Origin of the sequence: Paenibacillus polygoni, assembly GCF_030263935.1 — a bacterium.
Taxonomy (GTDB): domain Bacteria; phylum Bacillota; class Bacilli; order Paenibacillales; family Paenibacillaceae; genus Paenibacillus; species Paenibacillus polygoni.
The window spans coordinates 3333297-3356206 of the sequence record NZ_CP127162.1 but is presented as its reverse complement, the minus strand read 5'-3'; the positions used below and the strand labels follow the sequence as shown (position 1 = coordinate 3356206).

General features: G+C 43.3%; 18 protein-coding genes and 1 other annotated feature. Of the genes, 10 read left to right on the top strand and 8 right to left on the bottom strand.

What is annotated here, in order from left to right; translation table 11 throughout:
• Positions 1 to 7 precede the first annotated feature (7 nt).
• The 7 genes from QPK24_RS16005 to QPK24_RS15975 all read right to left on the bottom strand — a co-directional run bounded on the left by QPK24_RS16005 (position 8) and on the right by QPK24_RS15975 (position 7506).
• Positions 8 to 652: a methylthioribulose 1-phosphate dehydratase gene (locus QPK24_RS16005; RefSeq protein ID WP_285742752.1), complete on the bottom strand. Its 645-nt coding sequence runs from the start codon at positions 650 to 652 to the stop codon at positions 8 to 10.
• Positions 649 to 1323, bottom strand: coding sequence for a 2-hydroxy-3-keto-5-methylthiopentenyl-1-phosphate phosphatase (locus tag QPK24_RS16000; protein WP_285742750.1), 675 nt, complete (start codon positions 1321 to 1323; stop codon positions 649 to 651). Before QPK24_RS16000 ends, QPK24_RS16005 begins: the two co-directional genes overlap by 4 nt.
• On the bottom strand, positions 1324 to 2544 hold the full coding sequence (locus QPK24_RS15995; protein ID WP_285742747.1) for a 2,3-diketo-5-methylthiopentyl-1-phosphate enolase: 1221 nt from the start codon (positions 2542 to 2544) through the stop codon (positions 1324 to 1326).
• Positions 2541 to 3401: a pyrroline-5-carboxylate reductase gene (gene proC, locus QPK24_RS15990; RefSeq protein ID WP_285742745.1), complete on the bottom strand. Its 861-nt coding sequence runs from the start codon at positions 3399 to 3401 to the stop codon at positions 2541 to 2543. Before proC ends, QPK24_RS15995 begins: the two co-directional genes overlap by 4 nt.
• A 30-nt stretch (positions 3402 to 3431) precedes the next feature.
• Complete coding sequence (locus QPK24_RS15985) at positions 3432 to 4679, bottom strand: glutamate-5-semialdehyde dehydrogenase (protein ID WP_285742742.1); 1248 nt, start codon at positions 4677 to 4679, stop codon at positions 3432 to 3434.
• A 78-nt stretch (positions 4680 to 4757) separates the two neighbouring features.
• On the bottom strand, positions 4758 to 5864 hold the full coding sequence (gene proB, locus QPK24_RS15980) for a glutamate 5-kinase (protein WP_285742740.1): 1107 nt from the start codon (positions 5862 to 5864) through the stop codon (positions 4758 to 4760).
• A 142-nt stretch (positions 5865 to 6006) separates the two neighbouring features.
• Positions 6007 to 6224 (bottom strand) — a binding site (T-box leader).
• A gap of 76 nt (positions 6225 to 6300) precedes the next feature.
• On the bottom strand, positions 6301 to 7506 hold the full coding sequence (locus QPK24_RS15975) for a pyridoxal phosphate-dependent aminotransferase (RefSeq protein ID WP_285742738.1): 1206 nt from the start codon (positions 7504 to 7506) through the stop codon (positions 6301 to 6303).
• 228 nt (positions 7507 to 7734) lie between these two features.
• On the opposite strand from QPK24_RS15975, the gene QPK24_RS15970 reads away from it, so the two are divergent.
• On the top strand, positions 7735 to 8520 hold the full coding sequence (locus QPK24_RS15970) for a carbon-nitrogen family hydrolase (RefSeq protein ID WP_285749369.1): 786 nt from the start codon (positions 7735 to 7737) through the stop codon (positions 8518 to 8520).
• A 381-nt stretch (positions 8521 to 8901) separates the two neighbouring features.
• Here QPK24_RS15970 and QPK24_RS15965 read toward each other — a convergent pair whose 3' ends face one another.
• Positions 8902 to 9822 carry a LysR family transcriptional regulator gene (locus tag QPK24_RS15965; RefSeq protein ID WP_285742737.1) on the bottom strand — a complete coding sequence of 307 codons (921 nt, stop codon included), beginning with the start codon at positions 9820 to 9822 and terminating at the stop codon, positions 8902 to 8904.
• Between the two features lie 191 nt (positions 9823 to 10013).
• On the opposite strand from QPK24_RS15965, the gene QPK24_RS15960 reads away from it, so the two are divergent.
• The 9 genes from QPK24_RS15960 to QPK24_RS15920 all read left to right on the top strand — a co-directional run bounded on the left by QPK24_RS15960 (position 10014) and on the right by QPK24_RS15920 (position 22864).
• Positions 10014 to 10364, top strand: coding sequence for a DUF3889 domain-containing protein (locus QPK24_RS15960; protein ID WP_285742734.1), 351 nt, complete (start codon positions 10014 to 10016; stop codon positions 10362 to 10364).
• 242 nt (positions 10365 to 10606) lie between these two features.
• Positions 10607 to 12028, top strand: coding sequence for a 3-isopropylmalate dehydratase large subunit (leuC, locus tag QPK24_RS15955; protein ID WP_285742732.1), 1422 nt, complete (start codon positions 10607 to 10609; stop codon positions 12026 to 12028).
• A 20-nt stretch (positions 12029 to 12048) separates the two neighbouring features.
• The gene (gene leuD, locus QPK24_RS15950; protein WP_285742730.1) at positions 12049 to 12651 is read left to right on the top strand and encodes a 3-isopropylmalate dehydratase small subunit; all 603 of its coding nucleotides are present in this window, start codon (positions 12049 to 12051) and stop codon (positions 12649 to 12651) included.
• A gap of 318 nt (positions 12652 to 12969) precedes the next feature.
• Positions 12970 to 14364 carry an N-acetylmuramoyl-L-alanine amidase family protein gene (locus QPK24_RS15945; RefSeq protein WP_285742728.1) on the top strand — a complete coding sequence of 465 codons (1395 nt, stop codon included), beginning with the start codon at positions 12970 to 12972 and terminating at the stop codon, positions 14362 to 14364.
• Between the two features lie 24 nt (positions 14365 to 14388).
• A complete protein-coding gene (locus tag QPK24_RS15940; RefSeq protein ID WP_285742726.1) occupies positions 14389 to 15066 on the top strand; it encodes a GerMN domain-containing protein in 678 nt (225 codons plus the stop codon).
• A 75-nt stretch (positions 15067 to 15141) separates the two neighbouring features.
• The gene (locus QPK24_RS15935) at positions 15142 to 17868 is read left to right on the top strand and encodes an S-layer homology domain-containing protein (protein WP_285742724.1); all 2727 of its coding nucleotides are present in this window, start codon (positions 15142 to 15144) and stop codon (positions 17866 to 17868) included.
• Between the two features lie 87 nt (positions 17869 to 17955).
• Positions 17956 to 18642, top strand: coding sequence for an endonuclease III (nth, locus tag QPK24_RS15930; protein ID WP_160031981.1), 687 nt, complete (start codon positions 17956 to 17958; stop codon positions 18640 to 18642).
• 35 nt (positions 18643 to 18677) lie between these two features.
• Positions 18678 to 18950, top strand: a complete 273-nt coding sequence (locus QPK24_RS15925) for an NAD/NADP transhydrogenase alpha subunit (protein WP_160031980.1) — start codon at positions 18678 to 18680, stop codon at positions 18948 to 18950.
• A gap of 233 nt (positions 18951 to 19183) precedes the next feature.
• A complete protein-coding gene (locus QPK24_RS15920; protein WP_285742719.1) occupies positions 19184 to 22864 on the top strand; it encodes a dynamin family protein in 3681 nt (1226 codons plus the stop codon).
• Positions 22865 to 22910 lie beyond the last annotated feature (46 nt).

The following is a 22910-nucleotide window of genomic DNA, read 5'->3' as shown; positions in this document are numbered from 1 at the left end:
CTTTGTTTTATTTTTTGAGTAAAAGTCCGCGGTACATCACTTCAAATAAAAATTCAAACGCCTCAAGATGCTTTCTTGCTTCAAACGCGTTCTTTCCCCATACATAAATGCCGTGATTGCGAAGCAGAATCCCAGGAACTTTCTCTTGAAGCATACCAGGTACCAGCTTGGCAATGGAAGGAATATGCGCGTAGTTAGGAAGAACAGGCACCTCAATTGCAGCATTCTCTTCCCAGATGTTGAAAGCTTTAATCAGTTCGATCCCTTGGATGGGTACATGACCTTGATCCCCATAATATTCACTGATCAGGTTATTGAACACGGTATGTACATGAAAGACTGCCCCGCATCCAGTTAAGCGATAAATTTCGCAGTGGATTAATGTTTCCGCACTCGGTTTTAAGCTCGTTGTTTCGCAAGCTTTTCCATCCTTATCTACAAAGAGGAAGTCTTCGGGTGTACGGGCTGCTTTATCTTTACCGCTGGCGGTAACTGCAAAATGGAATTCTTCCGCATCAAAATTTCCAACACGCATGGATAAATTACCGCTGGTGCCGGGGAACCAGCCTCTTTTTGCAAAGTCATCTTTTACATCGGCTAATTCGGAGAGAACACGGTTTTTTTCTTCTGTGGTGATATCTGAAAAAGTCATTTTACTGCCTCCTGAACGCGTTTCGATTGTAAGTTTTCTAAAATATCGAAGAAAGTAGTAAACGGTACGTGAGGAACCTGCAGTTCTTCACATTTCTTCGTTAAGATCGAACGAGAATACACGAGGTCAGCAATTTTTGCACCTTGGAAGTCGGTGAGACTGTCACCGATGAGTATACGTTCATAAGAATTAGGATCAAAATTACGCATAATAGTTGCTTTACACATTCCACAATCATTCGTACATGGGGCTTTACAAGGATGAGGCCACAGGATTTGAATATAATCTCCCGTAAAATCAGCACGGTTACAATAAACATGATCATTTGGAATCCCAAACGGAGCAAGCAGAGGATCAATAAAAAAATCCATTCCGCCGCTCGTTACATAAAACTCGATACCTTCGTTACGTACATAGCTAAGGAACTCGGCAAAGCCATCCCTAATTCCCGCTTGTCCAAGAACAAAATCGATCACTTCATTCTTTTTCTCTGAAGGAATCAGGGCGAACATTGCACTTACCCCTTGCTGTAAAGAAATTTTCTGATCAACTATATCTTTCATAATCGGCTCATAACCGGCAGGCTGAAAATGCTTCATGATCGCTACGATATTATCGGATAGCGTAATCGTTCCGTCAAAATCGCAGAATATAACTGTTTTTTTACTCACTTATTTTTCTCCTCCCCAAAGCTGCAGGGCACTTGCAAGTTCTGTATGGTTAGAAGCGTATTCTGAAAGCGAAATCCCTTGCTGTGCTGCTTCAATGGCTTGAACAAATGCACGTCCTCCGGCTTCAGTACCCATGGGATGACCGTGAATTCCACCGCCTGCATTTACAATAACATCTGTACCGAAATCTTGTAAGATCAGCGGAACAAGCCCAGGATGGATTCCCGCTGACGGTACAGGCATACTTTGTTTGATCGGCAGCGCTGAAGTTAACAGCTGTTCTTTAATTCCCATATTTTCTTCCCGCGGCATCGTTACTGAACCGTAAGGTGAAGGGAACAGGACAAGATCTGCTCCCGCAAGACGCATGAGCTGCCCCAGCAGGACAGATGCAGAGATACCATGATAAGGTGAAGGATAGTAGGCACCCGCAAGGGCTGGGTGGGCCATGATCGGTACGGTAATCTCTGGATCTTTACTGAGTTCGTGCAGGACGTCGTACCCGTAAGATAATACGTTAAAGAGAAGAGCGTTAGCGCCTGCGTCAATCGCTTTTCGAGCTTGCTCATGCAGACGGGAAGTCGGACCGGTCAGATTGGTCGCATAAAGCAACTTTTTACCGGTTTCTTTGCTTGCTTCTTCTGCGGCCCGGATACATACTTCCACTCGTTTTTCAATGGGAGTCAGCTCATTCTCAAAAAGGATTTCATCATCTTTAATTAAATCGACTCCGCCAAGTGCTTGACGTAAAAATTGTTCACGCAGTTCTGAAGCATTAAGACCGATAACAGATTTAAAAATACTCATCAAAAGCGGCCGATTCGGTACACCTAGAAGTTCACGTACGCCTTGTATACCAAACTTTGGACCAGGGAAATGAGAGGCAAAAGCATCGGAGAAACCGAGCTGCATGAGCTTAATTTTGCCGTCCATTGATATTTTTCCAAATACGGTAACGAGGAGTGCCGGAATGTCCTTGCTAAAGTTTATATCGGGATAAGCGATGGTAACCTCTCCATAGCGTTCTCCAGGCTGCGCATTTTCAGGTTCATGGACCTTAACTTCAAGCACTTGTCCTAAATGTTGCTTCATTACGTCTCTTTTTGTTTCCGGTAATTCTGTCCAGCTTCCCACTGTCATCCCAACGGCAATGGATTCTGCCTTTTTGTGAAAATTCGCTTTATCATCGTAAATCCGGTACGTTGCTGTACAATAACTCAATTGATTTCCTCCTTCAAGGCATTGCCCATTTCCCGGGAACGCTCTGCACAGCGATCCACCGCAGCATGAACAGTCTCTTTGAAATGGCCTTTAGCTAGCACACCAATAGCCGCCTCCGTTGATCCATTAGGGGAAGTTACCTTTTTGCGTAAATCTTGCGGACTTTCACCCGTTTGCTGTACCATTCGAGCTGCACCAAGTACGGTCTGAACCGTTAAATCACGAGCTTGCTCAGAAGAGAGTCCGCCCCTTACACCAGCTTCCATCATGGCTTCCATCATGTAATAGATGTAGGCAGGCCCGCTTCCCGAGATCCCGGTTAAGGTTTCAATTGTAGATTCATCGACGATCGTGACAATGCCTACCGCTTCAAATAAAGTACGGACTAAATGCTGATCTTCGTCACTCACTTCTTCTGAAAAAGCGATTCCGGTTGCACCAAGTCCAATCGTACTGGACGTATTTGGCATCGTGCGGACAACCGGATGCTTTTTGCCAAGCAGCGTCTGCATTGTTTCTATAGTCATGCCGGCTATAACCGACACTACGAGTTGCCCTGGAGATAGAAGCGGTCCTAGATAACGAAGGGCTTCTGCTGCATCTTTGGGTTTCATTGAAAGGATAATGACATCCGTCGTTTGCAGCACATCTTCTTTGGCAGCCGTTTCACGTGCCGTAATGACGCCATATTTATTTTCAAGTTCCTGAAGTCGTTCCCTATTGCTGCGGTTCATCATGGTGATGGAGGAAGGAGAGAGTACACCCCTTGATATAAGCCCTCTTGCAATGGCTTCTGCCATAGACCCAGCTCCGTAAAAAGCTACTTTTTTCTGAATGAGTGTACGAATTCCGCTCATAGATCTAATTCCTCCTGACCCTCTGTAATTTTATTGTCTGATTTGTCCAGTTCCGTAAATACGATATTTTGTTGAGGTTAGTGCAGGAAGACCCATAGGTCCGCGTGCATGCAGTTTTTGAGTGCTGATTCCGATTTCTGCACCATAACCGAATTCAAATCCATCCGTAAAACGTGTTGATGCATTGTGATAGACGGCTGCTGCGTCTACATCTTGCATGAATTTCGCCGCGGTAGCCTCATCCTCAGTAACAATACACTCGGAGTGCATCGTACTATACTGCGCGATATGATCCAGCGCTTCCCTTAGATCAGCAACAATCCGCACATTCAGGACATAATCGTTATATTCTGTACTGTAATCAGCCGAAGTAGCGGGTACTGCCCACGGAACAAGCTTAACAAAGGCAGGACAACCGCGAAGCTCAACAGAAGAATTCTGAAATGCTTCTGCCAGTTTTACAATTTTCTCATTACCATAATCCTTATGAATTAAAAGTGTCTCCATTGAGTTGCATACCGATGGACGTTGCACTTTTGCATTAAGAGCAATATCAGCAGCCATTTGCTCATCAGCGTCAGCAGCAATATAGGTGTGGCAGATTCCAGCACCCGTTTCAATAACAGGAACCGTTGCATTTTCAACCACATTTTGAATGAGAGAGGCGCCGCCTCGAGGAATAATGACATCAAGGAGACCTTTGCATTTTAACATTTCATTTACTGAAGCACGATTTGAGTCTTCGATCAACTGGATCGCTTCAGATGGAACCGGCGTAGATTTCAGCGCTTGTTTTAATACTTCTACAATCTTTTGGTTTGATGAAAGCGCAGAGGAGCCGCCCCGCAGCACCACAGCGTTTCCGGTTTTGAGGCTTAGTCCAATTGCATCCACTGTAACATTGGGTCTAGCTTCGTAGATGATGCCAATCAGTCCAAGCGGAACACGTTCTTTTTCAATGCGAAGGCCGTTAGGACGATGAATAACTTCGAGAATATCTCCGATAGGGTCATTCAGCTCAGCAATCTGCCGAAGTCCTTCTGAAATACTGTGAATCCGTTCTTCATTCAAGCTGAGGCGATCAAGCATGGCAGCAGGAGTCCCATTTTCCTCACCACGCGCAAGATCGAGCTTGTTGGCTTCCATTATAGAAGACTGCTCCTGAATCAGTGCATCTGCCATGACAAGAAGGGCTGCGTTCTTAACATCAGAGGATAGACTTGCTAGTATTGCGGTCGTTTCTTTTGCCTTTAATGCTTTCGTTTGTACTTCGCTCATTGAAAATCACTCCTTTAGTTAATTAAGTTATGGTTAGTGAATTGTAAGCCAGAAAAAGTTCTGTGGAACATTCATCTGTTATTTCAGTGTAATCCATTCATCCCGATGAACGACTTCCAAACGGCTCATGTTTCCTTCAAGTTTTTTAAGAACTTCCTGACTTGAAAGTCCTCTAATCAGACGTAGCTGCTCCTCATCGTAATTTACGATACCGCGTCCGATGATATCTCCTGTCATATTAATAACTTCAATGACATCACCGGCTTGGAAATGACCTTGAACTTCTTGTACTCCTACAGGGAGCAGGCTGTGACCGTCGTGAAGCAGTGCTTTTTCTGCTCCAAGATCGACTTGTACAGAGCCGAGGGGGGAGGACATGAATCCAAGCCACTGTTTTTTTCGAGGGAGAGAATTAAGACGGGTATCAAAGTAAGTGCCTTTTCCTCTATCATAAAAAGCTGCTTTCATGTCCCCCTGTTCCAGGACACGCCCTACAAAGACGGGGACTCCGCCTCTAGTAGCAACCTTGGCTGCATCAACTTTGGAACGCATACCGCCTGTACCGACGACCGAACCGCTTCCGCCAGCAATCGCATAGATTTCATCCGTGATTTCATCAATTCGGTCATATTTGACTGCATCCGCCTGTTTCCGGGGGTCAGCAGAATATAATCCATCGGTATCCGTTAAAATAAGGAGTTTACTTGCTTTAATAAATCCAGCGACAAGCGCTGACAGCATATCGTTATCCCCGAATTTGAGCTCATCCACAGATACGGTATCATTTTCATTAATGATGGGGATCACTCGCTGTTTTAACAGCTCATCAATCGTCATGATGGCATTTCCCATTCGTTTGCGGTTTAGGAAATCGGTTCTTGTCAGCAGGATTTGTGCTGTCTTGATTTCATGACCCGCAAATGCTTGTTGATATGCTTGCATAAGAAGAGCCTGCCCAACAGCCGCAGCCGCTTGTTTTTCATGTAGCAGCTTGGGCCGGGATGTGTAGCCAATGTGACCGAATCCGGCAGCAACGGCTCCAGAAGTGACAAGAAGCACTTCATGACCTTCGGCGTGGAGTGCAGCAATCTCTGCTGCGAAGAATGATACGGCTTCTTTATGTAATGATCCTGTATCCGTGGTTAAAGAACTGCTGCCAATTTTAATAACAATGCGAGAAGACACGCCCTTATTCACTTCCTTTTTAGCTGAATGAATTTCATGATTTATTTAATGAATTTGAAAACAAATATACTCTTCATTGATGCAACGGCAGATCGTATAAAAGTGGTTCCTAGAAAAGCAAAAAAACTTTCGTCCTTATAATGCAAAGGACGAAAGTTAAATCTTCCGCGGTACCACCTTTGTTGATGATCTAGATCATCCAACTCGTAGACCTTATAACGTTAAGGGAAACGTCCTATTTTCATAGTTAGGCCGCTCAGGGGTAGGTTTCAGAAATGTCCGTGGTAAATTCTTTCAGCCTTTGGAATTTACTCTCTAAACACGGAGGAGCTTTCTTACTGGTCCCGTCAACACGTTTACGATTTTAAATTACAGATAGGATACCACGGAAGATAGATCGTTGCAAAGAGAAATAAGCATAGATTTTGCAGTATTCCTAAAACAACCCGAGCTTTCCGATTCGTCTCGCTGCTTCCCGCAGTCTTTCTTCATCACTCAGCAGTCCTATTCGCACGTAACCTTCCCCATGTTGTCCAAAACCAATGCCCGGTGCTACCGCTACTTTTGCCTCACGAAGCAGAAGGTCAGCGAACGAAGCTGAAGTATAGCCTTTGGGCACAGGAAGCCAGCTAAAGAAGGAACCGCCTGGTTTGTTTGCGTTGTATCCTATATTTCCGAGTTCACTAAACAGCGCATCTCGCCGTGATTCATAGCGGGCCACAAGCTCAGTTACACAGTGCTGAGAAGAAGTAAGTGCCGTCTGTGCGGCTGCCTGAATGCCCCCGAATAAGCTTACATACATATGGTCTTGTAGTTGATTAATAAGTCTGATAATCTCGGCATTTCCAAGAGCAAAACCAACTCTCCATCCTGCCATATTATAGGTTTTGGATAAAGTGTAGAATTCAACGCCTACTTCTTTGGCTCCTGGTGTTTCTAAAAAACTGATAGGACGATGTCCGTCAAAACCAATAGCGCCATAGGCAAAGTCACTTGCCACCACAATTCCATTCTTAGCCGCAAATTCTACCGTATCTTCATAGAAAGAGCTTGGAGCAATAGCAGCTGTCGGGTTATTCGGATAATTGAGAAACATTAGTTTTGCTTTATTGGCATCTTGTTCTGAAATCGCACTGTAGTCAGGCAAGAAGCCATTAGACGCAAGCAGCGGCATAAATGACATTTCAGCCTTGGCAAGAGCAACTCCGGACCAGTAATCCGGATAACCTGGGTCAGGCACGAGACACACATCTCCAGGATTAAGCAGAACTTGGGGAAGTTCAACAAGCCCTGTTTTTCCTCCAAATAATATGGCTACTTCCGTTTCAGGATCGAGCTCAACACCATAGTCCTCTTTATAGCGGTGGGCAATCGCTTCCTTTAGAAAGGGAAAGCCGCTAAATGGTGAATATTTATGATAAAGCGGATTCTCCGCTGCTTCTTGCAAGGAAGATACGATATGCTTTGGAGTAGGTGTATCCGGATTTCCTTGTCCTAGATTAATGACATCATGTCCTGCCATGATCTCACGGTTTACATTCTGAACAAGCGTAGCAAAAAACTGAGTAGGCAGATGATTCATAATCTCAGCAGGTTTGATCGTAAATCTGGACTTTGCAGGCTGAGCATGAGAAGAGTTCATTTCATCACTCCGGTTTCGTAAAAAGTATTATAAATCTATCATGATTTTTCCTAGCTGTATAGATGGAATTGGTATAGATGACTTGTATGATTTGGAAGAAAACGTCTATGATAGGATGAACTTATTTTATATGAATCTCGTTAAAGTGTAAAAGGAGAATAGATGATGACAAACCTAGATCGTGAGATTAGTAACGTACCGGAAGAAGCGAAAAATTCATCCGTTCAGATGGTACTGCTTCAGAGTGATATTCAGATTGGAAAGCCAGATGTTAACCGAAAACATATGCAGGAGCTTATACAGCAGGCGATGGAGAAGAATCCGAATACCGATATCATTGTAATGCCTGAGATGTGGAATACAGGATATGCACTGACAGAGGTTCATGAACTGGCTGATCCACATGGAAAGAAAGAACGAGAGTGGCTGCAAGAATATGCTGCACGCTATAAAGTAAATATTGTGGCAGGTTCTATATCTGAAATCGTAGATGAAAAAATTTATAACAGTATGTACGTATTTAATAAAGAAGGAAAAGAAGTGGCACGTTATGCAAAAATGCATTTATTTAGGCTCATGGATGAAGAGAAGTACCTTGCATCAGGGGAAGAGCCGATTACTTTCAGTTTTGACGGTAACTGGACTGCCGGAGCTTCAATTTGTTATGACATCCGTTTTCCTGAACTTGGAAGGACGCTTGCCTTAGCTGGGGCAAAGGTATTATTTGTGCCCGCAGAATGGCCGCATCCACGGCTACATCACTGGCGTACTTTACTTATGGCTAGAGCCATTGAGAATCAGATGTATGTGGTATCATGCAACCGGGTTGGCGTTAGTAAAGATACCGCTTTTTTTGGACACTCGATGATCATTGACCCGTGGGGGGAAATTGTAATTGAAGGTGGAGATCAAGAGGAAATTCTTACAGGTTCGATTGATCCGGCGCTGGTAGATGAGGTGCGTGGAAGAATTCCGGTGTTTGAAGATCGCAGACCAAACCTTTATTTTTCATAAAAAAAAGGGAGAGAAACTGTTTCATACCCTAGGTAGAAGGTTAATAAGTAATATCCCGTCACCAAAAGGAGATGATCACCATGGATGACCGTAAGGCTAACCATTTGGAAGAGAAACTCAGGCGACAAGTTCACAAATATGTGAGGGATGACAGAGAAAGACCTTTTCTTGAAAGCAAAGACGGAGATTTATCTCCCCCCAGAGATTGACCGAGACTGGCGACAGGTGAGTCAAGCAGGCTGGATTCCAATGCATGAACCTAACAAACATGTAAAACAGTAAAAGCGTAAGCGTACAAAGTATATTTGGTCCTTTTTGTAGTGAATCATTACTGTAAAAAGACAGCGAAAGCAGCCCGGATCATCCGGGCTGTTTTTGTATTTATTTTTCCAATTCGGTAGACATTTCCTTAATCGTAGTTCGGAAGGTCTCTATAAAAGCTTCCGCAGCTCCAGATAGATAGCGGCCTTTACGGTAAGCAATTACGAGTGTACGACTTGGCGTATCTTCGATTGGCAGGTATACAGGAACAAATTCACTGCTCGGCGCCCTTGCGATAAACCGAGGAACAAGAGTGATTCCCATACCAGTAGCTACAAGGGATTGTACGGTTTCCATGTTATTGCTCTCAAAGACCACCTTAGGTTCAAACCCTGCTGCTTGGCACAAGTCAAAGGTCAATTTGCGAAAACCCTGGCCTTTTTTTAGCACCACAAACGATTCTTCAGCAAGTTCTTCTAACCTCACTTGAGACGAAGAAGCGGGATCACGGAGTGCGAGAGGATGATCTTTGGGTACGGCTAGATCAATCCTTTCTTCGCCAATCTCAATGTAAGAGAGGGAAGGCTCTTGAAGAGGAAGGGATAACAAGCTGAGGTCACTTTTGCCGCTGGCTGTTAACTTTTCAAGATTCATAGAAGAGTCCTCGAGCAAAGTGATTTCGATATCAGGGTAATTTTCGCGAAAGGTAGGAAGGACATGCGGCAACAGATGAGAGCCTGTAATCGGCATACTCCCAACAATGACTTTTCCTTTACGAAGCTGAGAGATATCCGACATCTCTTGCTTAAGAAGTTCAACAGCATCAAGGATGTCACTTGCTTTGGATACAAAAGAAGCGCCTGCATGAGTTAACTCTACCGAACTAGTGTTGCGCTGGAAAAGTAAAACCCCCAGTTCTTTCTCAAGCTTAGATAACTGTTGGCTTAGGGAGGGCTGAGCAATGTGAAGTTTTTCAGCAGCCCTTGAAAAATTTTTTTCTGCTGCGATTTGCAGTGCGTATTGTAGTTGTCTCAGTTCCATTACGGTTCACCTCATGTTTATAAGAAAATACATATTCTAGAAACGTCCTGTTTTTATTATATAGGTTTTTCCACTGATGATATAGCTAGTTTATTGAAATAAACAATAAGTGCATAGCGTGCCAGCCATTGTTGAATAATGAGAGGGATATGAAATTTCTATTGAAGAGAATAAAAAAGGAGATGCTGACCTTGAAAAGTTCAGTTACCAGTAAAATAAAACGAAAGCTTGCTGCAGGTTCATTCCTGCTCATTCTATGTTCCTCAAGCATAGGATTTCCGTATCAGATGCCTTCTGCCCATGCTGAACCTGCATATGCAAAGTGGGGCGTCATTGCAGTAAAGAAAGCTGAGACCAAGTATGGTGCTCCAGTGAAGGATTATGCTCACATTGGAAGAACCGTTATATCAGAATCGATCGCCGAGGAGAAATTTCGTCTATTAATAAAAAAAGAAAATAAGGAATTGACTGTTGAGGTTACCGTCCGATTTAATCCGAAAACCGATGAATTATCAAATGTTGATTTTGCAACTGTTCGTTAGCGGTGAAGAGCAAAATATATGAATATCAAGGTTAAGTGATGGTTCTATAAGAGGCACTTATCACTTAACCTATGGAATTTGTACATGGCATCACGAAATAGTCTATAGGGTAATCCTATCAGTTCTATAGTTTTTATATCTTGGAACAATATGTAACTCTCATGCTATATTGAGTTCATTAATAGATGCGACATGCGATGTCCTTCTAAATTGAGAACGAAAATTTAGCTGAGGTGAATATAATGAGCAAAAAGACGATGTTCGAAAAGATTTGGGATAATCATGTGATTACGCAAGAAGAAGGAAAGCCAAGCATTCTCTATATTGATTTGCACCTCGTTCATGAAGTTACCTCTCCGCAGGCATTTGAGGGTCTGCGTCTCAGCGGACGCAAGGTTCGCCGCCCCGAGCTTACTTTTGCTACGATGGACCATAACGTACCGACGAAAGATCGTTATAATATTACGGATCCGATCTCAAAACAGCAGATTGATACCCTTTCTGCAAACTGTCGGGAATTTGGGGTAAAGCTGTATGACCTAGATACCCTTGATCAAGGGGTCGTTCACGTAATGGGCCCAGAACTCGGTTTAACTCATCCTGGAAAAACAATCGTATGCGGTGACAGCCACACTTCCACACATGGTGCCTTTGGTGCACTTGCCTTTGGTATTGGAACGAGTGAAGTAGAACACGTACTCGCTACTCAATGTTTACAGCAAGCCAAAGCAAAGACCATGGAAGTTCGCTTTGTCGGCCAGCGTAAACCGGGCGTAACGGCTAAAGATATGATTCTTGGTGTTATCGCTAAGTACGGTACTGATTTTGCTACTGGGTATGTTATCGAGTATACAGGAGAAGCGATTCGCTCCCTCAGCATGGAAGAACGTATGACGGTATGTAATATGTCGATTGAAGGCGGAGCAAGAGCAGGAATGATCGCTCCAGACGAAACGACTTATCAATATCTTAAAGGTCGTCAGTATGTACCGAAAGACACTGATTTTGAAGCTGCAAAACTTAGATGGGATGAACTTACAACAGACGAAGGAGCAGAATTTGATACCGTTCTGGAGTTTGATGTAGAGTCTCTGATTCCACAAGTAACCTGGGGAACAAGTCCTGGTATGGGAACTGATATTTCTTCGTGTGTTCCGGTTCCAGCTGAACTTCCGACGGAAAACGAACGTAAAGCTGCTGAAAAAGCAATTGAATATATGGGACTTATCCCAGGAACTCCGATGGCTGATATTGAGATTGATTATGTATTTATTGGATCTTGTACAAATGGCCGTATTGAAGACCTTCGGGCAGCGGCCGAAATCGCAAAAGGATACAAAGTATCTGATCGTGTAACTGCCATTGTTGTACCAGGTTCAGGCCGAGTGAAAATCCAGGCGGAAGAAGAAGGGCTGGATAAAGTATTTATAGAGGCTGGTTTTGAATGGCGTGAAGCGGGATGCAGTATGTGTCTTGCTATGAATCCAGATGTGCTTCAACCAGGACAACGGTGTGCTTCCACATCTAACCGTAACTTTGAAGGTCGTCAAGGCCGAGGCGGACGGACTCATTTGGTATCGCCAGCAATGGCAGCAGCAGCAGCGATTAAAGGACGTTTTGTAGATGTTAGGGATTGGAAACTGAAATCAGAAGTTGCGAACTAACGCGGAGAGGAGCTATTAACATGGAGGCTTTTACTAAATTAACAGGTATTGTAGCACCCGTTGACCGGGTAAACGTGGATACAGATGCGATTATCCCAAAACAGTTTTTGAAACGAATTGAGCGTACAGGATTTGGACAATTTCTTTTTTACGAATGGAGATTTGACCAAGAAGGCAATGAGATCACTTCATTTTCATTGAATCAGCCGGAATATAAAGGAGCATCAGTACTCCTTTCCCGAGCTAACTTTGGATGTGGTTCTTCTCGTGAACATGCGCCATGGGCTATTATGGACTTTGGATTTCGCTGTGTCATTGCCCCTTCTTTTGCCGATATCTTCTATAATAACTGTTTCAAAAATGGAATTCTTCCGATCAAATTATCTGAAGAACAAGTCGAAGATCTATTTCAGCGTACAAGTCAGCATGATGGCTATCAGTTGAACATTGATCTTACGAATAAAACGATTACGGATGCTTACGGTCTAGAGATTCATTTTGACCTTGACGAGCACCGCAGACAGTTCCTTCTGCAAGGGCTTGATGATATCGGTTTGACTTTACAGCATGCAGATGCCATTTCGGAGTATGAAAACAAGCACTCTTCCATTTTGTTCGGCTAAAATTCATAACAGATAAAAGATTTGAAGGTCCTTGTGATCCTCAAATCTTTTTTTTGTGAACGGAATCAATTTCATACGGAAGTTATTATGTTTTTGATTCTATTGAATCAATTTCAATAATCTATCGGAAAATGTTAAGAAATATGCTAAAATGTTACAATAAGACCGGATGATTCCTCTAAAAATTTCAAAAAAAGAGGTAATAATCCGCAACTTTCACACTTTTCTCTCGTCTATTATTAAGTTATTAGTAAATTTAGCTAATTTATTAGCAAAAGTTTACTAGAGCGAAATAATACAGAATTGGAAGGGTGAAGGATGAAAAAGTTAAAAATTTTGGTCGCGTTGCTCTGTTTTGTATGGTTATTTCCTGGATATGGACAAGCAGCCGCCAACATCAAGATTTATCTCGATGGTAGTCAGGTAAGCTTATCTTCTGGTGCAAGTGCTGAGCTCATCAGTAACAAAGTCATGATACCTATTCGTGTCGTCTCAGAAAAACTAGGATACAGCGTCGGTTGGGAACAGAAGACGAAGACGGTTACTATAATTCAAGATAAAAAAGTAATAAAAATGGTAGTAGGGAAAAAAACTGCCACCGTTGACGGTTCCAATATTAGTCTTGATACTGCTCCGATAATTAAAAAAGGAACGACGCTTGTTCCGATTCGTTTTATTGCAGAGGCAATGGGAATGAAAGTAAGTTGGAACAACCAAACGAAGTCCGTTTATCTTGAATCTCAAAATAGCGGATCTGGCGGTGAAACCATTCAGCCGCCTGCTGCAGGCAGTGAATCCGATTTAACTCAGGTGAATGGGATCAGCTTCTCAGACAGTAAACTTATGATCGCAACCAGCGGAGGAGCTGTACCTTCTGCCTTCGCAATGACTTCACCGAACCGGGTTGTCGTTGATATTCCTCATTCGGAATTCAGCAGTCTTTTTGAAGGGACGCAGGCGCTCGATCTGACAAAAAGTACAGCAGGGCAGATCATTGTGGATGGCTATCCAGGTGTGGAAAAAGTAAGGTACGCCCTCTTTAGTGAAAGTCCATCGACCATTCGTGTCGTAGTGGATCTGAGCAAAGCCATGACGTACAAGCTTTCAACAACCTCAGCAGGTCTCATTACCGTAACGTTTAACACAAGCGGAGGAGAAACAACGCCGACTCCAACGGTGAAGAAAACGGTGGTCATTGATGCGGGTCATGGGGATCAAGATCCAGGTGCTATTGGGGTAACAGGCAAGAGAGAAAAGGATTTTAATCTATCCCTTGCACTGAAAATTCAACAACTATTGAAAAAAGAGTCGGCTATTAACGTTATTATGACGCGGGATGATGATAATTTCCTCAAACTATCTGAACGTGTAAGTCTAGCGAATAAAGCGAAAGCAGACCTTTTCTTATCTATTCATGCGAATAGCGGACCGGCTGCTGCGACGGGTTCTGAAACCTATTACAATCGTACAAACAGTAAGTCTCTTGCAAGCACTGTCCACAAATATATGGTACAGGCAGCAGGACTGAAAGACCGCGGCGTAAAAACAGGAAACTTTGCAGTTATCCGTGATACAACCATGCCTGCTATTTTGCTAGAGGTTGGATTCCTATCCAACAAGAATGACGAAGCTGCACTCTTTAATGAAACATTCCAGAACCGAGTTGCTGAAGGTGTTGTCAAAGGCATGAAGGAATACTTAAATGTGAAATAAAAGAAGTGAAGGGGGATTTGACTTATGAACAATAAAAAGTGGTGGATGATCACTCTTCTTGCAGCAATGCTCTTGGTAGTAACGGCTTGTGGAGCCGACAAACCTCCGTTAGCTCCATCCGGGCAGCAAGGCAGCGGTATAGAAGATACAGATGTCCCAGCAGATGATTTACAACCGGCAGAAGATCCCGTTGATACAGAAGAACCGAATGATGATGTGATAAACGGGGATACAGAGGGTACTCCTGTTACTGGTGGTTCAGCGGAGGGACAAGCGAACGGCGGGGCAATAGCTCCTTCGGAAGAGACCAAGCAAGAAACAATCAAACTCTTTTACACAGATCCCGAACAGTTGGAATTAGAAGAAACAAAAGGGGAAATCACCTTTAAAACAGACTGGAGTAAATATGAGTCGGCTTTCAAAGCACTACAGAAGAGTGATCGTGAGGAATTCATTCCTCTTTGGTCCGAAGAGATTACCATAAATAAACTCGAAGTAGATGGCGGAAAGATTACCCTTGACCTTAAAATACCAGCAACGGCTAATCTCGGTTCAGGCGGAGAACAATTTGCACTTGATGCACTTAAACAAACCTTCTTCCAGTTTGAAGAGGTTACCTCCCTTGAACTGCTCGTCGATGGTGAACAGAAAGAAAGTTTGATGGGACATGTTGAACTTGAACACCCCATGACAAAAGAATAGGGAGCAGGACAATCGTTTGTTCGGCTGCCGACATGGCAAAAGATTTGATGTGCACATAAGAGAGGAGAAATTACTTTGACTTTCAAAACTAGCAATATCAATTCCATTCCTTCTAAAAAAATGGTATCTGCCATGCTCGCCAGCCTGATGGCGCTTAGTGCCTACGCAGGAGTAGCGGGAGCTGAAACAGCTCCCGTTTCTGTTACGGTGAAAGCGGCAACAGGTATGTTCAGTGATGTAAAAAGCGGGTATTGGGCAGAAAAACATATTTACAAGTTAGCATCACAGAATATTCTTCTGGGTAACAACGGATTGTTTAGACCGGGTGATGCAGTAACTCAGCAAGAAGCGATTACAATGGCCATTCGATTTGTGAATAAAGAATCAGAGCTTCCTGCCGCTGATAAAGCAAAACTTCCCACAGGTATTTCTACAAGCAATTATTTTAAATCTTATGTTTCCTTAGCATTTGACCTTGGTCTAGTTAATGAGAAGGAAGAAGCTAATGCAAAGATTGAAAAAGGGACATGGGGGGAGAAAAAAGCTTCTCGTGAATGGATTACGAAGTTATTAATTAGAGCCATCGATAAAGAAGCACAAGCGAAGGCAGCAGGAAATGCGCCTACCAATTTTGCGGATAACGACAAAATATCAAATGGTTTGAAAGGCTACGTAAGTGTAGCGGTTGATTTGAATATTGCCCAGGGAATATCAGGAAATAAATTCAATCCAACGGGTAATGTAACTCGTGCTCAGTTAGCGACGTTCTTTAGTCGGGGCGGAGGCTACAAAGATTATTCTTATGCAGGACAACACAAGGGATACATAACCGAACTGACAGACAGCAAAATAACCTTGTACACCGGCAGTACATATGTAACATACACAAGAGATGCAAATACGCCTTTCTTTACGAGTACTTCTGAGCTGAGGATTAATGCGGCTGACATTGCATTATACAGCGAAGTCATGGTAGCCGGTAAAAACCAAACAGCAACTTATGTAGAGAGCTTAGATAATACACCAAAGACGGAATCCGTAGAAGGCAGCTTTGAACGTCTGTCTGGTAACAAACTATGGTTATTTGCCGGAGATACGTATCAAGAATATACTTTCACAGATAAAACGGTATTTTACGATCAAAATGAAAATGTAGTTAAAGCCGCAGACTTAACTGCGGGAAGCGTTATAGAGATTCAGAGAGAAACGTTTACTGCACAAAAAAATCCAGTTGCTGTTCGTGTGAAATCAGGTGTGGTAAATAAGACAGCTACGGGTAAAGTTCAATCAGTGGATTCCACATCAAAAACAGTTACCGTGGTGAACGACTCTGGAACAACCGATGTGCTCAAAATTCAAGATGGAATCAGTGTGATTAGGTATCAAAATGAGATCGTAGCTCTATCTGAGTTGAAGATCGGAACCGCAGTGAAATATACAATTAAAGATAGTATCGCTCAATCGATTGAAATTACAGCAGGTGTAGAACGTACGGTGCGTGGTACTCTGTATGAGCTTGGTGCGAATCATTCCACGGTTACCTATATGAGAGATGGCGGCTCACTAGAAGTGAAGATTCTAGCTTCAAATCCTCAGATTGTTATCAGTGGAATTGAGCAGCCGATTATCAGTGATCTGCTGGCAGATGGAACATCAGGTGATGTGGTAGAAATCACATTGAATAGTAATGAAGAGGTTACTAAAATTGAAGTGCTCAATCGCCAGATGGAACGAGTGAACTTGGCTACGGTTGTTTCCTACAACAATAAAACGAAACTACTTACCGTACTTGATGCGAACAAGAAACCTCAGGTGTTTACACTGGATGAAAAAACAAAACTTGAGTACAATACAACGTCTCCAACGCTTACTGGTATTGAACCTTATCTGACAGAGGGTCGTAAAGTGAACCTGAATACAATCGGGACACGCGCTTTGTCATTGTCGATCATTTACAAGTATGAAGGAACAGTTACGGAGCTGAGTACAAGCGCGAAGAACGTGAAACTGCTTCAGACGAATGGGGAAAGCATCACTTTGCCTTATCAAACAACTCCTTCTGTTGAGTTATATGGAAAGAGCAGTGCTTCCTTGTCTGATGTAAAAGCAGGCGATCAGATTACAGCGATGTTAGGCGCAAATCAGGACGTTATTAGTAAGATTTATGTGAAATCCGCTGTGCAATTTGAACTGCAATCCCTGAATTTGTCTACCTACCGTGCTGAAGTGAAAAAAGATGGAGCTACAAGCCAGATTTATGTAGACAAACTAACCATTACCGGTGATAATGGAGCAGCGTTAAAACCAGCTGATCTAAAGCTAGGTTCGCTTATCAATGTATCTTTTGATGGAAATACGCCGCAGTCTATCCAAGTTGTAAAACAAACATGGGGCGAGATTAGCAACATCAGTGGAAATACAGTAACTTATAAGACGGCTACGGGTTCTAGTGAATCTGTGAATACGAATAAAGTGAAAGTAGTTAAGAATGGCAGTACGTCTACCACGCTTAGTTCGCTTACTGCAGCCGATCACGTCATCTTGACCCAAGATGCAGATGGTACACCCGTTTTTCATGTGCTTTCACCTGTATCCAAATCATTTTGGACATATAGTGCTTCTTCCAATGAACTACAAGTGAAACGTACTTCTACGACAGACACTAATTATCGCTTTCAATTGTCACCGAATGTTTACATTCATCAAGGTGATCATACTTTGAGCGTGCAATCTCTCAAAGATAATGATAATATTGTATTGTATCTGCTCAATAACGTAGTAGTTGAGATTTCCAAACCGTAGTCATTTCTTTAAGCAGTAAGAAGAATGACCGTCTTGATACGGACTAGCCGTATCAAGACGTTTTTTTTGTAGGAGGTAAGCTCATCAATGAATGCAGCGACTGTACGTCACATTCTTGATACGATCGCAAACATGTTTCCCGATGCACATTGTGAACTAAAGCACAGCAACGCATTTGAACTTACCATTGCGGTCTTGTTGTCTGCACAGTGTACCGATGAAACGGTAAATAAAGTGACAGTGGACCTGTTCCAAAAATATAAAACTCCTGAAGATTATATTGCTGTTCCTTTAGAAGAATTGGAACAAGATATCAGAAGAATCGGTTTGTATCGCAACAAGGCGAAGCATATACAGAATATGTGCCGTATTTTGATAGAGCAGTATGAAGGAGAAGTGCCAAGTGAACATGATCGCCTGGTCCAATTACCAGGAGTGGGGCGGAAAACGGCAAATGTGGTAGTCTCCAATGCTTTTGGAGTTCCAGCAATTGCAGTGGATACCCACGTAGAGCGTGTATCAAAACGATTGGGCCTTGCAGGATGGAAAGATTCCGTTCTTGAAGTGGAGAAAAAGCTCATGAAAAGAGTACCCATGGATGAATGGACGATCACCCATCACAGACTCATCTTTTTTGGCCGATATCATTGTAAGGCACAGTCACCTAAATGTCAGGTCTGTCCGCTTCTGGACGTCTGTCGTGAAGGGAAGAAGCGTATGAAAACGTCCCAAATCAGGAAAGATAAGGAACGAGGATCATCTGCTTTAACCTAAAGAAAATAGTAAACGAATAGTAGAGGATGAGAAAAATGAAATGCATTTCCGTGTACACCGACAAATTTGACGCTTTTTCTGATATTTTTGAAGAAGTAGTGACAACTGAAATGAGTGAAAATGAGGAAAAAGAAATCGAAGGAATTACAGTAAGTCATTCCGGCGATGTTCCTGAGCATTATCTTGAGCGTATGTCTCAAAAAACTGAAGTGGTTGTAATGAAAGATAAGCTTAGAAATATCACCATTCTGCAGCATGGACAAGTATTCGAAATCTTGCTTCCTACGCTTGAGAATGCAGTTCAATAATGAATGTCTAAAACCCAATCAAATTAGCTGAGTATTCGATTAAAGCGGATGATTCAGCGAATCAACCGAGTCCCACGTCTCGATAAGAAAGTGATCTTTCTTATCGAGCGAGGGAGTCGGTTTTATTTTTATTCGGAAAGATTTTGCGAAATTAGGTTCAAATCTCCAGTTCTGAGTGATAAAATGTACATATTTGGTTGAAAAGAATAGTTGAGAAGGAGCCTGACTAGGACATGCTGACACACAGGAGCAGACAGAATGAAGAAATGCGAGAGCGTTTACAAGAACTGCAACAGTTTTTTATTCAGCACGAAGACAAGACAGCATCATCTGCCATGGAAGATTTACTTCAGAAAGCATCCGTAGATGAGGTGACGATTGCTTTTTGCGGTCATTTTTCAGCAGGTAAATCAAGCTTGATTAATAGTCTATGTGGAAAAAAAGTACTCCCAGCAAGTCCTGTACCTACGAGCGCCAATATAGTGGCTATTCGTAATGGACCAAAGTTAGCTAAAATATATCAAACGTTCCAAGAAGGGGGAGGACAAATCTCTTCCGAGGAAAGGAATCCTATCGTAGCAATGCCTGAAGAATTAGATGAGTATTGTAAGAATGGTGAACAGTACTCTTATATTGAGGTGTGGGATGAGGTCCCCCTTTTGCAAGAGCATGCTGCTTTACTGGATACACCTGGTGTAGACTCGACCGACGATGCTCACAAGAAAGCAACGGATTCAGCTTTACATCTGGCAGATGCTGTTTTCTATGTGATGGATTATAACCATGTGCAATCGGAGAATAATTTATCTTTTGCAAAAAGCTTGTCCGATTGGGGTAAGCCCCTTTATCTAGTTGTGACGCAGATTGATAAACATCGTGAACAAGAGCTTAGCTTCTCAGCGTACCGGAGTGCGGTAGAGGATGTGTTTGCTGCGTGGGAAGTCACCTATGCGGGTCTCTTATTTACGACGTTGAAACAAAAAGATCATCCATATAATCAGTGGAATGAGCTAGTTGAGCTGGTTAAAACCATTCCAGAGCTTAGGTCAGATCTTATTCAGCATAGTATTGCCTCGTCAGCACGTCATGTCGGAGAAGAATTCATCAAGAACTGGGAAGTCAAGCATGAAACTAGGAAAGAACAGATACGAAGTGAGCTTGGAGGAGAAGAAGAGGCGGCAAGACTGGCTTCAGAGACTGCACGCTTTAATCAAGAGATTGCACAGATAAGGGAAATGACAGCGGAAGAAAGAAAACAATTTCGAACGGAGACAGATCAGTTGCTGTCTTCAGCCAATATCACACCCGCAGACGTGAGGTCAGCTGCCGAGAGTTATCTAGAAAGCCGGCGCCCAGGGTTTAAAGTTGGTTTTTTATTTAGTTCAGGGAAGACGGAGCAAGAAAAAGAGGCGCGTCTGCAGCAATTTTGGAATCTATTTTCGAGACAAGCAGATGGACAAATTGCCTTCCATCTTCGGAGCCTGTTAAGAGAGCTCGGGCAGTCTCATGGACTCTGGAAAGAAGAGTGGAACGAGAAGCTAGAAGCGAATCTGTACACTCCCGAGATAGAATTGATTACGAAACGCCAAGCGCCTGATACGCAGATCACGGGGGAATATGTACTTAATTATTGTAAAGATCTGCGGGCAGACCTCATTGCATCCTACCGGAGATCCGCTCTTGCATTGGCAGATGATCTGCTTCATGAACTGGCTGAGAAAAATGTACCCCTCCTTGTGGCTTTAGAGGAACAAAGAAAACAGCTGGATGTGAAAAATAAGGCTGCTGATCAGTTATCCCAGCTGGAGCAGGATATTCTGGATACGGCTGCAGCAGTGCGTATGATGCTCCCGGAAGTGACAACATGGAGCTCGGATCAATTACCAGAGGTCACTCATAGGACTGTTCCGGTGGAACAAGCAGCAGATCTAACGGAAACTGGTGTAGATCGTAATGTTACGGCCTCCGTGCAGGCGGGTTCCCTGACTATGCGCAAAGAGCGACCGGCACTTGCTGCTCGCAGGTATGAGCGTTTATCTGCGGCTGCAGCTAGATTACGCGAGGCCGCAGCTCATCTAGCCCCTTATTCCGCTATGAACTCAGCAGTACGTGGGCTGAATACACGCGCGGCATCTTTTGATAAGGGAACATTCACTTTAGCTCTGTTTGGTGCATTTAGCGCCGGCAAATCATCATTTGCGAGTGCTTTGCTTGGCGAGGCAGTACTCCCGGTCTCACCGCATCCAACCACGGCAGCGATAAACCGGATTATGGCGCCCCCAGAGGGCATGACGCACCGGACAGCACAAGTGACGATGAAATCCCAAGCCAGCATCTGGGCAGATCTGACGTTTTCTTTTAATCTGCTGGGACTTGGTGTTCCAGAAGAGAAGACATGGAGGTCAGCCGTGAGTGCGGTAACTCCGCAGCAAGTACATCCGGCGGGCCGCCCGCATTATAGTTTTTTGAAGGCAGCTGCCAGTGGATATGATGATGCTTTGTCCAAGCTGGGACGATCTTTTATAGTGAATATGGAAGAATACCGTGCTTATGTTGCTGAAGAATCGAAATCATGTTTCGTAGAGTCCATTGATTTGTATTATAGCTGTAATCTAACCAATCAAGGAATCATTATCGTAGATACACCGGGAGCAGACTCCATTAATGCAAGGCATACCGGAGTTACATTTAACTATATGAAGAATGCAGATGCTCTCGTGTTTGTAACGTATTACAACCATGCTTTCTCTCAGGGTGACAGGCAGTTCCTGAATCAACTGGGCCGGGTTAAAGACACGAAGTCCCTTGATAATATGTTTTTTGTGATCAATGCCGCCGATCTTGCAGCTTCTTCCGAAGAATTAGAACTAGTTAAAGAGCATGTCAGTGAGAAACTGAAACAAAATGGGGTACGGTCTCCCCACCTATATGCTGTTTCTAGTCTGCAAGCTTTGGATGCTAAACAAGCGGGGAATGAAGACAAGCTCGCTGAGTCAGGTTTTACAGAATTTGAACAAGCATTCAGCACATTTGCCGGAGAAGAGTTACTAGATATTGCCTTATTTGAAGCAAATAAAGAGATACACATTGCCCGCAAAAGAGTAGAACAGTGGGTGCAAGATGCGCATCAGGGAGCAGAAGTCAGAGAGCGCCGTAAAGAAGAACTAGAAAAGGCACTTGCACAGGGGGAGCAGCTTCTTCAGCGGCTATCAAATCAGTCAAAAGACCACGAGATCGCGCAGGAAACTCAGGAATTAATTTTCCATACAGGTCAGCGTATTGGTTACCGCATTTCAGAGTTTATGTCCGAAGCCTTTCACCCCTCTGTACTTCGAGAAGACGCAGGTGACCTGAAATCCATATTTATCTCATCCGGCCGGGAACTGCTTCGAATGCTGAATCTTGAAATGCAGCAAGAGCTCCTTGCAACTTCCATAAGGTTAGAGAACAAAGGAAAACAGCTGGTGACTTTCGCTGCAGAGGAAATGGCTGAAGAGCTCAGTTCGCTTACACCAGGCATCACACTCTCGGTCCGTTTATCAAAGGAATGGGAAACGCCGTCTCTACGGCCTGGGGGAGAACAGGAGAGGATAGAATTCAAACTGTTTTGGAAATACTTCAAAAACCCAAAATCCTTTTTTGAAGGCAATGGTAGAAAAGAAATGCAGCAAGTCCTTGAGCCAGAGCTAAAACAATTCATTAGTAAACAGTTACTGGGGAATGAGTCACTGCTTAAAGACTACTATCAATCACTTATTCGGACATCGTTTCATGAGGTTTCTCTTGATCTCAGTGAGCAGTGGAAAGAGAATATTACTGGACTAGTTGCAGCGCTGGATTTAGCAGATGATTCAGAAAAGTTAGTCCTGCTTGCTCAAAAATTATCTTCACTCGAACAGGAATCACATATTTAAGAGTACAGAAAACACCCTTCCAAAGCTTTTTTCGCAGCGGGGGTGT